This is a genomic window from Parageobacillus caldoxylosilyticus, from assembly GCF_019272935.1.
Lineage (GTDB): Bacteria > Bacillota > Bacilli > Bacillales > Anoxybacillaceae > Saccharococcus > Saccharococcus caldoxylosilyticus.
Genome location: NZ_CP040553.1, coordinates 1,815,730 through 1,828,097 on the forward strand (window position 1 = coordinate 1,815,730; position 12,368 = coordinate 1,828,097).

Consider the following 12,368-nt stretch of genomic DNA (forward strand, 5'->3'; position numbering starts at 1 on the left):
CCTCGTAATTTTTCTAAGCGAATTTCTGATTTATATGTATGGGGGAAAAAAGCGGGATATGACAGAAAAAAAGGGGGCTGTCCGACAAAAATGAGGCACAGGCGAAAAAAGCCCGCTCCTTCAGTGAAGAAGCGGGGATTCATTACACATGGAAAAACGACGATACCTTCTCTGCTGTTAAGCGATTGCCGACAAAGAACGATCCGAATTCTCCATAGCGGGCGCTCACTTCATCAAAGCGCATTTCGTAAACGAGTTTTTTAAATTGCAAAGCGTCATCGGAGAATAATGTAACACCCCATTCAAAGTCATCCAAGCCGACGGAGCCGGTGATAATTTGCGTCACTTTGCCGGCGTATTTGCGGCCAGTCATGCCATGGGCGCGCATTAAATTGCGCCGTTCTTCCATTGAAAGCATATACCAGTTGTCATTGCCTTGCCGGCGCTTGTCCATCGGATAGAAACAAACATGCTTCGTTTTCGGCAAAATTGGATAGAGGCGGCGCCGCACTTCCGGAATTTGATAAGGGTCCTCATTGCCGGAGGCTAGGTAGTTGCTTAGCTCGACAACGGAAACGTAAGAATAGGCCGGTATTAAACATTCAGCCAGTTTTGTTTTGTTTAGCGCCGTTTCGATTTCGTTCAATTCTTCGATCGTTGGCCGCAAAATCATCAACATAATGTCTGCTTTTTGCCCAACGATCGTGTAAATGGCATGGCTTCCTTCTTTTTTATCTTCTGTTTCTTGCCATTTCTCGACTAAAGACAAAAATTCATGAATCGCTGCTTCACGCTCATCGCTTGTTAACGTTTTCCACGCGCTCCAGTCGATCGAGCGGAAATCATGAAGGCAATACCAGCCATCGAGTGTTTGTGCCGCTTCGTTCAAATCGTTTCACTCCTTGTTTATGTAGTTTACATTTTCACTATACCATAGTTTAGCCAAAAAATGAGAGAAAGCCGCATAAAAAGCGAAGTAAACTGAATTATTTTAATAAAACGACTATTTGTTGTAAGGGCTTAACTTCATTGCGTTTCTCCATAATATAAGAGTATCCTAGTGTATAGGGGATTTTATTAATTGAGGAGGATTTGTTCGTGAGCAATGATCTATTTTCCGCATTAAAAGCAAAAGTAGCAGGAAAACAGCGAAAAATTATCTTTCCGGAAGGATTGGATGAGCGTATTTTAACAGCGGTAAGCCGCCTGGCAAATGAACAAATTGTAATGCCGATTTTAATCGGCAACGAAGAAGCGGTAAAACAAAAAGCAAGTGAGCTGGGATTGACGCTTCCGAATGTCGAAATCATCGATCCGCATCAATACGAAGAAATGGACGAGCTTGTTGCCGCATTTGTCGAACGCCGTAAAGGAAAAGTGACCGAAGAAGCAGCGCGTGAAATGCTTCTTGATGAAAATTATTTTGGCACCATGCTTGTGTATATGGATAAAGCGCATGGGCTTGTAAGCGGTGCGGCACATTCGACTGCCGATACGGTACGACCGGCATTGCAAATTATTAAAACGAAACCAGGTGTCCGTAAAACGTCAGGCGTATTTATTATGGTGCGCGGTGACGAGAAATACGTGTTTGCCGATTGTGCGATTAACATTGCGCCAGACAGCCAAGATTTAGCGGAAATCGCCGTTGAGAGCGCCAATACAGCCAGAATGTTCGATATCGAACCGCGCGTGGCGATGTTAAGCTTTTCGACAAAAGGATCGGCAAAATCGCCGGAAACGGAAAAAGTCGTTGAAGCGGTGCGTCTTGCAAAAGAAATGGCCCCAGACTTGGTATTAGACGGAGAATTTCAGTTCGACGCAGCGTTCGTTCCATCTGTCGCGAAAAAGAAAGCGCCAGATTCGGTGATTCAAGGAGATGCAAACGTATTTATTTTCCCAAGTTTAGAAGCGGGAAATATTGGTTACAAAATCGCACAACGTCTTGGCAACTTTGAAGCGGTAGGCCCGATTTTGCAAGGGCTCAATAAGCCGGTAAACGACCTGTCGCGCGGCTGCAACGCGGAAGATGTGTACAAACTGACGCTCATTACCGCAGCGCAATCGCTGTAACGCGGAAAAAGGATGACAAGAACCGTCATCCTTTTTCTATATATGATATAATTTTTTCAGATTACTTTGCTTAGGGAGATAAACATAATGGTCCACGAATTGTTGCAGCAGGCGAAATGGCGTATTATTGACCAATCGCATTTCGGCCCGATGTTTGATGCAAGACAATCGTTTGCTATCGATGATACGCTTTGCACATCGGTTGGAACGGGACAGTCTGATGCCGTCGTCCGCACCTGGGTGCATTACAATACGGTCGTGTTAGGGATTCAAGATACAAAGCTTCCCCATCTGCAGGAAGCCGTGTCTTTTTTAGAAACAAACCAATACAAGGTGATTGTCCGCAATTCTGGGGGACTTGCCGTCGTGCTTGATGACGGGGTGCTCAATGTATCGCTTGTTTTTCCGGAAACGACGAAAGCGATTGATATTCATCAAGGATATGAAGCGATGTGGCAGCTCATAAAGGCGATGTTTTCGTCTTACGGTAAAGTGATTGAAGCACGGGAAATCGTCGGTTCGTATTGCCCGGGCAGCTACGATCTCAGCATTGACGGCAAAAAATTCGCTGGCATTTCGCAGCGGCGCGTGCGCGGCGGCGTGGCGGTACAAATTTATTTATGCATCAATGGAAGCGGCTCGGCGCGCGCCGAGCTAATCCGCCGTTTTTATGAGCTTGGATTGCAAGGAGAAGCGACGAAGTTTTCCTATCCGATCATTGTTCCAAGCACGATGGCGTCGCTTTCGGAATTGCTCGGAGACGAGCTGACCATCCCGGCCGTGATGCTCCTTTTATTGCGCACGCTCCAGTCGTTTGGCGGCCATCTGTACTCCTCGACGTTGACGGAGGAAGAGCTGTCTTTATACGAATATTATTGGGAGCGCATCGTCCGCCGCAACGAAAAAGCATTCGTTACATCATAAAGGCTGCCCCGTTTTCCCAGGGCAGCCTTTATTATTCTGCGATTTTTTCTAAATTTCCGTTTTGGTCCATGCGGAATTTGAGCGCCTGGCGCTCCTCTTCTTCTTGCAAAACAAGCTTTCGGGCTCTATTAATAATTCTTACTAATGTTTCGTAATCTTCTTGAATCGTGGAAGAGTTTTCTTCTAGTTTGGCAATTTTCTTTTCTAATTCTTTATTTTTCGCCCGCATTTCTTCATTTTCTTTGCGCAGACGTTCATTTTCTTTTGTCAATACTTCGTGCCGGCGATGAGCCGTTTTTAACGTTTGCAAAAAGGAAATCACTTGATCTAATGTAATCGATGATGATTCACTAGCGGAAGAGACAACCGCCGGCAACTGGGTGATTTCCCCGATTTCTGACAACGAAGGAACGGGAGGATTGTAAAGCAGCTTTTTCTTCCCGCCTTGCTGTCCTAAAAGCCGCTGTCTTTCTTTGCGCTGCCGTTTGGCAAGCTGCAGCGCTTGTTCGTAACGGCGCCGGACAACCGCATTCCAGCGGAAGCCACAGGCCGCCGATGTCCTGTTTAATTTATCGCCGACTTCTTCAAACGCGTTTAGCTGTGTGCTCCCTTCACGCACATGACGCAACACTGTTTCTGCTAATAGCAAATCTTCTTCTTCTGTCCATGCATCTTGCCGTTGTTTCATCATTCTCAACTCCCCTTTTTCTTGTTTGCTAGTAGAAGCATGGCCAAAAATAGTAAATTTTATACATTTTTTAGTTTCGGTGAATCAAAAATTGCAAGAATTGTGCACGAACCGCGTGATGGGAGCGTATAGAGAAAGAAAATGGAATAGAGGCCGGAAGCCAACAAACTTGCAATAGGCAAAAAGAAGCGTTAGAATACACGATAGTGTAAACAAACGCAAGCGAGCGCAAAGAAAGGGTGAGCCAGCATGGCAAATGAATTTCGCGTTTGTGATGACTGCAAAGCGCCAAATTTGAAAACGTTGATTCCGCGTTTGAAAAAGTTGGATCCAGATGCGACCATTAAAATCGGCTGCCAGTCGTATTGCGGCCCGGGCCGCAAAAAGACATTTGCCTTTGTCAATAACCGTCCGGTCGCAGCATTGACAGAGGATGAGCTGATTGAAAAAATTGCCGAAAAATTAAAGAAGAGTTAAAAAATCGCCTTCCTTTTTGATAAGAAGGTGATTTTTTGTTTCTATATTTTGGGAAATAATGAGAGGTAAAGAAGAAAAAAAGAAGTATTTCTTTATAAAAGAAAACGGCTTATAATAGATTCATGTTAGAAATGGAAGAGGGGATAACATGGCATATCCCGGCGGGCAGCTGAGTGAGGAAAAAGTATTTAAGGATCCAGTGCACCGATACATACACGTTCGTGATAAAGTGATTTGGGATTTGATCGGAACGAAGGAATTTCAGCGTTTGCGCCGCATTAAACAGCTCGGCACGACGTATTTGACGTTTCACGGCGCCGAGCATAGCCGCTTTAACCATTCGCTTGGCGTCTACGAAATTATTCGCCGTATTATTGATGATGTGTTCGTCGGCCGCGAACATTGGGACCATAGTGAGCGGCTTCTTTGCCTATGTGCGGCGCTATTGCATGATTTAGGTCACGGGCCGTTCTCCCATTCCTTTGAAAAAGTGTTTCGGCTCGATCATGAAGATTTCACCCAGGCCATTATTTTAGGGGATACGGAAGTGAACGCTGTACTCCGCCGCGTCAGCGACGATTTCCCGAAAAAAGTGGCGGAAGTGATTGCAAAAACGTATCCGAATAAGCTTGTCGTCAGCTTGATTTCCAGTCAGATCGACGCCGATCGGATGGATTATTTGCTTAGGGATGCGTACTACACCGGCGTCAGCTACGGCAATTTTGATATGGAGCGGATTTTGCGCGTCATGCGTCCGCGTGAAGACCAAGTCGTCATTAAGCGCAGCGGCATGCATGCGGTTGAGGACTATATTATGAGCCGTTACCAAATGTATTGGCAAGTCTATTTCCATCCGGTCACGCGCAGCGCCGAAGTCATTTTAACGAAAATTTTGCACCGGGCAAAAAGGCTGTATGAAGAAGGATATGAGTTCCAGACGAAGCCGATTCATTTTTACTCGTTTTTTACTGGGACGGTAGAATTGCAAGATTATTTGCAGCTTGATGAGGCGGTGATTTTGTTTTATTTTCAACAGTGGCAACACGAACGAGATGCGATTTTAAGCGACCTATGCCGCCGTTTTGTCAACCGTCATTTATTCAAATATGTCGAATTTAATCCAACAAACGAGCAGATGACAAAGCTGATCGAACTGACGGGCTTGTTTAAAAAAGCAGGCATTGATCCGGAATATTACTTGGTTGTCGATTCATCATCCGATTTGCCGTATGACTTTTACCGCCCCGGCGAGGAAGGGGAGCGGCTGCCGATTTATTTATTGATGCCGAATGGAGAGCTTCGCGAGCTGTCGCGGGAATCGGTGCTTGTCGATGCAATTTCCGGAAAGCGCAGAACCGATCATAAACTATATTTTCCCGCCGATTTCATTTATGATTTTTCCACAAAGCGGACGACAAAGAAAAAAATTATTGAAATTTTAGAGGGTTAGGAGATGACGGGGAGTGTTTACAGAACATGCGAAAGTGATGAAGGCGCTGGCGGCAGCTGGGGAAATCGTCGGTCGCAAAAAGCTGCAAAAAATGATTTACATCGCCAAAAAGCTGCAGTTTCCGTTTTACGAGAAGTTTGACTTCCATTTTTACGGACCATATTCCGAAGAATTAACATGTCGGATTGAGGAGCTTTGTGATTTAGGGTTTTTGCACGAAATGAAAGAGAAAAAAGGCGGGTATTTTCAATATCGCTATACGCTGACGGAAGCGGGCATACAGTTTTTAAACCATTACGATTTGGACATGCCTTATTTGCGTGAATGCATGCAAGATATGAACGAGCAAAACGCGCGGTTTTTAGAGCTTGTATCGACGGTGCTCTATTTTGAGCATTTACCGAAAGAAGAAGTGAAGGAAAAAGTGTTTTTATTAAAAAGCAAGCAGCGCTACACGGAAGAAGAAGTGGAACAGGCGTATGACTATATTGAACAATTGCGCGCTAAAGTAAAAAACGAAGTCCGCGCCTGAACGGGACTTCGTTTTTTCGTTGCGTTAATGCGGCAGGAAGGCAAGCTGATAGAAGAAGAGAACAGCAAAAATATATACGAGCGGATGCACTTCGCGCCATTTGCCGCGCGTGATTTTTAATAGCGGGTACGAAATAAACCCTAATGCAATTCCCGTAGCGATGCTCGATGTCAGCGGCATGCTTAAAATGATGAGAAACGCCGGGAATGCCTCATCGAGCTGATCCCATTGAATCCGGGCGATGCTTCCCATCATTAAGCTGCCGACGATAATAAGCGCCGGCGCGGTAATCGCCGCGATGCCGGATACGGCGCCAACAAGCGGCCCGAAAAAGGCGGATAGCACGAATAAGATGGCGACCGTTAGCGCTGTAATACCCGTACGCCCTCCGGCGGCGACGCCGGAAGAAGATTCGATATACGCCGATGTCGGGCTTGTGCCGAACATGGCGCCGATCGTCGTCGCAATCGAGTCGGAAAGCAGCGCCTCGCGGGCGCGCGGCATTGTTTTTCCTTTCATGAGCCCGGCTTGCTGGGCAACGCCGATCATCGTTCCTGTCGTATCAAAAATCGTCACCAGCAAAAAGGAAAACACAACGGCATATAATCCGTAATGGATGACATCGCCGATGGCAGTAAGCGGATTGGCGACAACAAGTCCTTCCGGTAGCGATGGCACGGAAACAAAGCCTTTGTCAAATTTCAATTGTCCGGTGAAATAAGCAATCACTCCAGTGATGACCATTCCCAAAAAGAGCGCGCCGTTGACGCCAAGCGACATCAGCACGAGCGTCACTGCCAAGCCGATGAGCGTCAACACCGCCGATGGCGAGTGCAAATCGCCTAGCGCGACTAAGTTTTGCGGATGGGCTTGAATAATGCCGGTTAAACGAAGGCCGATAAAGGCGATAAACAAGCCGATTCCTGCGGTAATGCCGTGCTTCAAATTTTCCGGAATCGCTTCAATCAGCTTGCTGCGAAACGGCGTCAGCGACAAAATGACAAAAAGGATTCCGGCAACGAACACCGCAGAAAAAGCCACTTCATAAGAAATATTGCCGTGCGAACCGACAACCGAATAAGCGAAATAGGCGTTTAATCCCATTCCCGGAGCGATGGCGATCGGATAGTTGGCAAACAGCGCCATCCATAGCGTGCCGATGACAGTGGCGATAATCGTGGCGGTAAACACTTGCGCAAACGGAACGCCGGCATCCGACAATACGACCGGGTTGACAACGATGATGTATACCATGGTTAAAAATGTTGTAAATCCGGCAATGATTTCTGTTTTTAAATTCGTGTTATGTTTCGTTAAATCAAACATCGTTTACCTCCAAAATACGAACATTTTTAAATACGTATATAATAATATTCGTTTTTTAAAAAATCCGCAATAAAAAAAGCAAGGAACCATGAAAAAGTTCCTTGCCTGCATGCTTATTGCTCGTCGCTCAATCGTTTTCCGCCGACAGCGTAATGATTTTTCGTCATTTCTTCAATGAAAACGACGATTTTGTCTTTCGAAGCGCCCGTTGTTTCTGCAACCGCTTCTGTCACTTTTTCGACAAGCGCCTTTTTTTGTTCTTCTGTGCGTCCGGCAAGCATTTTAATGGTTACGTAAGGCATCGGTGCTCCTCCTTTGTTCATCTCTTGTCGTGTTGATTATATCATGAAAAAAGGGACTTCAGTCCACTTTTTCCGGTAAATCATGTATACTAATAATAAGTTTAATATGTGGAAAAAGGAGTTAAACAGAGTGGAACATTTCTTGCCGTATTCGTTAAGCCAAATTCCATATGTATTGATGGCGCTGGTGATCGCTTTTTCGGTGCATGAATTTGCCCACGCGTATGTCGCTTATAAGTTCGGCGATCCGACTGCTAAAAATGAGGGCAGACTGACGCTATCGCCGCTTGCCCATTTGGATTTGCTTGGCACGTTGCTTATTTTTCTTGCCGGTTTCGGCTGGGCAAAGCCCGTTCCGGTCAACCGCTTTCACTTTAAACATCCGCGTCTCGCTGGGATCCTTGTATCGGTTGCCGGACCGCTAAGCAATTTATTGCTTGCCGCGCTTGGATTTATTGTCTGGTACAGCATGGTTTATTTCGGCGTCATGCGGACGCTTCCCGATTGGTTCGCTGCGGGGTTTGACCTTTTTTTCCAAATTTTTATCAGTTTAAATGTCGTGTTGTTTATTTTTAACTTGCTTCCGTTTCCGCCCCTTGATGGATATCGGATTATCGAAGATTTAGCCCCGCAAGGTGTTCGTGCGAAAATGACGCAATGGGAAAGCTATGGGGCGCTTTTGTTTCTCATTTTGGTGCTGACTCCGCTTGACGGTTATACGATCGAGCCGATTTTTCAAGTAGCGGTTCCGTTTGTCTTGGAAAATTTGCAATCATTTTTTGCCACATTGTTCGTGTGACATGAAGGAGAGGTGTTCGATGGAAAAAAAGAAGAAAAATATTGGGTTTAACATTATTAAAGATGATCCGACCGACGGCCACCGTGGTTTTGGCGCCGGAGCGCTAAGTTTGGAGAACGTTTCCCCTGTCATTATTGATGTTGAAGCGGGCGAGGCGTTTGTCGACATGGGCGCGATGCATGCCCGCAGCGCGGTGGAGCGGGGCATCAAATTTTTGCCAAACCGCGACGAAGTGCCAAATGGCAAGCCTTATTGGATCGTCTGGGTCACGATTGAACGGAGAGAAGACGGACCGTATTATGCCGGTGTGACCGCCTGTGAAATGGCGGTCGACCGAGAGGCGCGTCGTGGCTACAAACTGCTGCCGGAGCATGTAAATCGTTTAGATAAATCACTAAAGCGCCATATTATCGTTGATCATATGGATGAGAAATCAAAACGGGTGCTTGCGGACTTTTTGAAACAGCACGATATCGAAATGTGGAATCGTTCGAGTGAGGAATTGAAAAAAGGACTGGAAGGCGGAAAATAACAGCGGCAGATGCCCGCGGCTTTCATGAATTTCCATATATGTGACGTTTTTGTGAACGTCATATGGCGGGTACTTGTAGTTTAGCAGGAAAAAGAGTAAACTAAACCTACATGTATAACACAATAAAACTAGGACAAGAAGACCCCTCAAGCGCTTTCGCTTGAGGGGTCTTCCTTTAGAACCAAGGGAACAGTTTTTGGAACCAATTTTTCTTTTCCTCTTTTTTCTTTGATTTCTTTTGATGTAGTAAATGATCCGTGCAGTAGTCGGTCGGTTCGGTACCAGCAATATAATAAGTAAGACGCTTTACCGGACATGATTTTGTCGCAAGTTTGCCGTTATCCGGGTCGACATAAACACCAACGACCCCTTTGGTTGGTTTAAACTTTTTCTTTGGTTTTCCCTGTAAACTTTTTTCCATAAATTGAACCCAGATTTGCTTTGCATATTGTTTCTCCACCATTTTATCAATCGTTTCCCCACGGTCGTAACCGGTCCATACCCCTGCAACTAGTTGTGGCGCAAATCCAATCATCCAACTGTCCGTTTCTGTTGTTCCCGATTTGCCCGCGTACGGACGTGTAATCTGTTTGCGAATCGATTGGCCGGTAACGGTCGTATAATCGTTTAGTTTTGGGTCAAACATGCCCGTCATCAGCTGGGTGGTGACATAAGCGGCGTCCGGATCGAGCACTTGTTTGCTTGATGGTTTATATTCGTAAATCGTTTCTCCTTCATGATTGACGATTTTTTTAATAAAAACCGGCTCCACTTTTTTGCCGTTATTGGCAAACGCGCTGTAGGCTCTCACCATATCGATCACTTTCACCGGCGATGTTCCGAGCGCCAACGACGGAACCTTTTTTAATTTGCTTGTAATACCTAGTTTTTTCGCCGTTTTCACAAGTTTGTCTTCACCGATAAATAAATGCGTTTTTACGGCAAATACATTATCCGATAAGGCTATCGCCTGTGCGAGCGTAATCGCGTCATTTGCATAGTAATCATTATAGTTATGCGGGGTATATTTGGACTTGCCGTTATCAAACGTAAATGTCGTCAGCTCGCTGCGCATTTGCGTAGATGGCGTAAACCCTTGCTCAATCGCTGCATAGTAGAGAAACGGCTTGAAGGTGGAGCCTGGCTGCCGCTCCGCCTGCACAGCACGGTTAAACGGGCTTTTTTCATAGTCCCTGCCGCCGACAAGCGCTTTTACTTCTCCCGTGCGCGGGTCCATCGCGACGAGCGCGGCTTGAATTTGGGAGTTCGGGTCAATGACCGCGTTTATTTCCTGTTCCGCGATTTTCTGCATATGCGGATCGAGCGATGTATACACGCGCAGGCCGCCGAGTTCAATCGTCCGTTCATCCAGCCCTAATTGGTTGCGCAGCACCTGTTTGACAACGTCTTGAAAATAAGGAGCGATATTTTTTTGTTTTATTTCGTGATGGTCCGTATAAATCAGCTTTTCTTGATACGCTCGCTCCGCTTCCTTTTTGTTGATGTATCCGGCTTGTTCCATCGATAAAAGTACCGTTTTTTGCCGCGTTTTGGCCCTCTTTTCGTTAATCAACGGAGAGTAGTAGTACGGACCTTTCGGGATGCCGGCTAACATGGCTGCTTCGCTTAACGTAAGGTCTTTTGCATGTTTGCCGAAATAATAACGGGCCGCTGCCTCGATCCCGTAAGCGCCGTGACCGTAGTAAATCGTGTTTAAATAACCTTCAAGAATTTGCTTTTTGCTATAATTTGCCTCGAGGCGGATCGTGTACAGCGCCTCTTGCAATTTTCTTGTCCATGTCTTATCGTGAGTTAAAAATAAATTGCGCGCGTATTGCTGGGTGATGGTGCTCGCTCCTTGCACTTTCGCCATTGCTTTTATATCCGCGGCGACGGCGCCGATAATCCGCTTGATATCAAAGCCGTGATGTTCGTAAAACTTGCGGTCTTCTACGGCAATCGTCGCCTGTATGACATAAGGGGATATATCGTCAAGCTTGACCCAGTAGCGCGTTTGTCCGTTATCGCTTTCGCCGATTTTTGTGCCGTCATCCGCATAAAAAATCGTTGTTTGCGGCACCGCCAGCGGAGGAGCGCCTTGCAGTTTAGCAACTAAAATAAAGCCACCAAGCGTGACGGCGGATAAGATTGCTAGGATGAAACTGATAAAGGCGAACGCCCGAATATATTTCCACGTCCCGCGGAACCGGCTGCTTGGGATGATTTCCAACGTTCATCACCTCATAACTTTATAAACCGTATTTGTATTAGTATGAAAAATTTTTTTCTATTTTAAACGTTTTTTCTATCAAGTACCTCTTGCATTTTTGCTAGATTGCTCTATACTTTTTCATGTTTAGTTTTTCTCCGCGAGGGAAAGATGAAAAATAGCGTATACGAAAGTGGAAACGAGCAGAGAAAGGATGTTACCGATGGAACTATGGTTTACCGAAAAACAGACCGAGCATTTCGGCATTACAGCGAGAATTAAACGTACTTTACATACAGAACAAACCCCATTCCAAAAGCTGGACATGGTCGAAACAGAACAGTTCGGCAACATGCTTATTTTAGATGGAATGGTGATGACAACGCAAAAAGACGAATTTGTCTACCATGAAATGGTCGCGCACGTTCCGCTGTTTACCCACCCAAATCCGGAAAATGTGCTTGTGGTCGGCGGAGGCGACGGCGGTGTCATCCGCGAAGTGCTGAAACATCCAAGCGTCAAAAAAGCGACGCTTGTAGAAATTGACGGCAAAGTCATTGAATGCTCGAAAAAATATTTGCCGGAGATTGCTGGCAAGCTTGACGACCCGCGCGTCGAAGTCAAAGTAGACGACGGTTTTATGCATATCGCGAAAAGTGAAAATGAATATGACGTCATTATGGTGGATTCGACAGAGCCGGTCGGCCCGGCGGTGAATTTATTTACGAAAGGGTTTTACGCCGGCATCGCCAAAGCGTTGAAAGAAGACGGCATTTTTGTCGCCCAGACGGATAACCCTTGGTTTAAGGCGGATTTAATCCGCAACGTATACCGCGACGTGCGCGAAATTTTCCCGATTACGCGTTTATATACAGCAAACATCCCGACGTATCCAAGCGGGCTTTGGACGTTTACGATCGGTTCGAAAAAATACGATCCGCTGGAGGTAAGCGATGATCGTTTCCATGATATCGAGACGAAATATTATACGAAAGAGCTGCATAAAGCCTGCTTTGTATTGCCGAAATTTGTCGCTGATTTATTGAAATGAGGGGG

General features: G+C 45.9%; 13 protein-coding genes. 8 read left to right on the top strand and 5 right to left on the bottom strand.

Going from position 1 to position 12,368, the window contains the following annotated elements:
- Nucleotides 1–142: 142 nt before the first annotated feature.
- On the bottom strand, nt 143–889 hold the full coding sequence (gene hemQ / locus BV455_RS09280) for a hydrogen peroxide-dependent heme synthase (RefSeq protein ID WP_218687941.1): 747 nt from the start codon (nt 887–889) through the stop codon (nt 143–145).
- 209 nt (nt 890–1,098) lie between these two features.
- Between hemQ and pta the strand changes: the two genes are divergently transcribed.
- Nucleotides 1,099–2,073: a phosphate acetyltransferase gene (gene pta, locus BV455_RS09285; protein ID WP_061578872.1), complete on the top strand. Its 975-nt coding sequence runs from the start codon at nt 1,099–1,101 to the stop codon at nt 2,071–2,073.
- Nucleotides 2,074–2,160: 87 nt separating this feature from the next.
- On the top strand, nt 2,161–2,997 hold the full coding sequence (locus BV455_RS09290; protein WP_081159786.1) for an octanoyl-[GcvH]:protein N-octanoyltransferase: 837 nt from the start codon (nt 2,161–2,163) through the stop codon (nt 2,995–2,997).
- A 31-nt stretch (nt 2,998–3,028) separates the two neighbouring features.
- On the opposite strand, the gene BV455_RS09295 is transcribed toward BV455_RS09290, so the two are convergent.
- Nucleotides 3,029–3,685, bottom strand: a complete 657-nt coding sequence (locus tag BV455_RS09295; protein WP_081159789.1) for an RsfA family transcriptional regulator — start codon at nt 3,683–3,685, stop codon at nt 3,029–3,031.
- A 249-nt stretch (nt 3,686–3,934) separates the two neighbouring features.
- Here BV455_RS09295 and BV455_RS09300 point away from each other — a divergent pair, with 249 nt between their 5' ends.
- The 3 genes from BV455_RS09300 to BV455_RS09310 all read left to right on the top strand — a co-directional run bounded on the left by BV455_RS09300 (nt 3,935) and on the right by BV455_RS09310 (nt 6,144).
- A complete protein-coding gene (locus tag BV455_RS09300) occupies nt 3,935–4,162 on the top strand; it encodes a YuzB family protein (protein ID WP_081159791.1) in 228 nt (75 codons plus the stop codon).
- Between the two features lie 148 nt (nt 4,163–4,310).
- Nucleotides 4,311–5,612 (top strand): HD domain-containing protein, encoded by a 1,302-nt coding sequence (locus BV455_RS09305; protein WP_017436924.1) that lies wholly within the window; start codon nt 4,311–4,313, stop codon nt 5,610–5,612.
- Nucleotides 5,613–5,625: 13 nt separating this feature from the next.
- Nucleotides 5,626–6,144, top strand: coding sequence for a YwgA family protein (locus tag BV455_RS09310; RefSeq protein WP_017436923.1), 519 nt, complete (start codon nt 5,626–5,628; stop codon nt 6,142–6,144).
- A gap of 24 nt (nt 6,145–6,168) precedes the next feature.
- On the opposite strand, the gene BV455_RS09315 is transcribed toward BV455_RS09310, so the two are convergent.
- The gene (locus tag BV455_RS09315; RefSeq protein ID WP_042406850.1) at nt 6,169–7,470 is read right to left on the bottom strand and encodes an NCS2 family permease; all 1,302 of its coding nucleotides are present in this window, start codon (nt 7,468–7,470) and stop codon (nt 6,169–6,171) included.
- Nucleotides 7,471–7,583: 113 nt separating this feature from the next.
- On the bottom strand, nt 7,584–7,772 hold the full coding sequence (locus BV455_RS09320) for a 2-hydroxymuconate tautomerase (protein ID WP_017436921.1): 189 nt from the start codon (nt 7,770–7,772) through the stop codon (nt 7,584–7,586).
- 130 nt (nt 7,773–7,902) lie between these two features.
- On the opposite strand from BV455_RS09320, the gene BV455_RS09325 reads away from it, so the two are divergent.
- Nucleotides 7,903–8,571, top strand: a complete 669-nt coding sequence (locus tag BV455_RS09325; protein WP_218687943.1) for a site-2 protease family protein — start codon at nt 7,903–7,905, stop codon at nt 8,569–8,571.
- A 19-nt stretch (nt 8,572–8,590) separates the two neighbouring features.
- Nucleotides 8,591–9,103: a YwhD family protein gene (locus BV455_RS09330; protein ID WP_218687944.1), complete on the top strand. Its 513-nt coding sequence runs from the start codon at nt 8,591–8,593 to the stop codon at nt 9,101–9,103.
- A 175-nt stretch (nt 9,104–9,278) separates the two neighbouring features.
- On the opposite strand, the gene BV455_RS09335 is transcribed toward BV455_RS09330, so the two are convergent.
- Complete coding sequence (locus BV455_RS09335; protein ID WP_061578876.1) at nt 9,279–11,333, bottom strand: transglycosylase domain-containing protein; 2,055 nt, start codon at nt 11,331–11,333, stop codon at nt 9,279–9,281.
- Nucleotides 11,334–11,535: 202 nt separating this feature from the next.
- Between BV455_RS09335 and speE the strand changes: the two genes are divergently transcribed.
- On the top strand, nt 11,536–12,363 hold the full coding sequence (speE, locus tag BV455_RS09340) for a polyamine aminopropyltransferase (protein WP_017436917.1): 828 nt from the start codon (nt 11,536–11,538) through the stop codon (nt 12,361–12,363).
- Nucleotides 12,364–12,368 lie beyond the last annotated feature (5 nt).

Excerpts from the sequence above, each read along its gene's own strand:
- speE (WP_017436917.1), top strand. The coding sequence starts at position 11,536 with ATGGAACTATGGTTTACCGAAAAACAGACCGAGCATTTCGGCATTACA.
- BV455_RS09315 (WP_042406850.1), bottom strand. The coding sequence starts at position 7,470 with ATGTTTGATTTAACGAAACATAACACGAATTTAAAAACAGAAATCATT.
- BV455_RS09295 (WP_081159789.1), bottom strand. The coding sequence starts at position 3,685 with ATGAAACAACGGCAAGATGCATGGACAGAAGAAGAAGATTTGCTATTA.
- BV455_RS09300 (WP_081159791.1), top strand. The coding sequence starts at position 3,935 with ATGGCAAATGAATTTCGCGTTTGTGATGACTGCAAAGCGCCAAATTTG.
- BV455_RS09330 (WP_218687944.1), top strand. The coding sequence starts at position 8,591 with ATGGAAAAAAAGAAGAAAAATATTGGGTTTAACATTATTAAAGATGAT.
- BV455_RS09320 (WP_017436921.1), bottom strand. The coding sequence starts at position 7,772 with ATGCCTTACGTAACCATTAAAATGCTTGCCGGACGCACAGAAGAACAA.
- BV455_RS09305 (WP_017436924.1), top strand. The coding sequence starts at position 4,311 with ATGGCATATCCCGGCGGGCAGCTGAGTGAGGAAAAAGTATTTAAGGAT.
- BV455_RS09290 (WP_081159786.1), top strand. The coding sequence starts at position 2,161 with ATGGTCCACGAATTGTTGCAGCAGGCGAAATGGCGTATTATTGACCAA.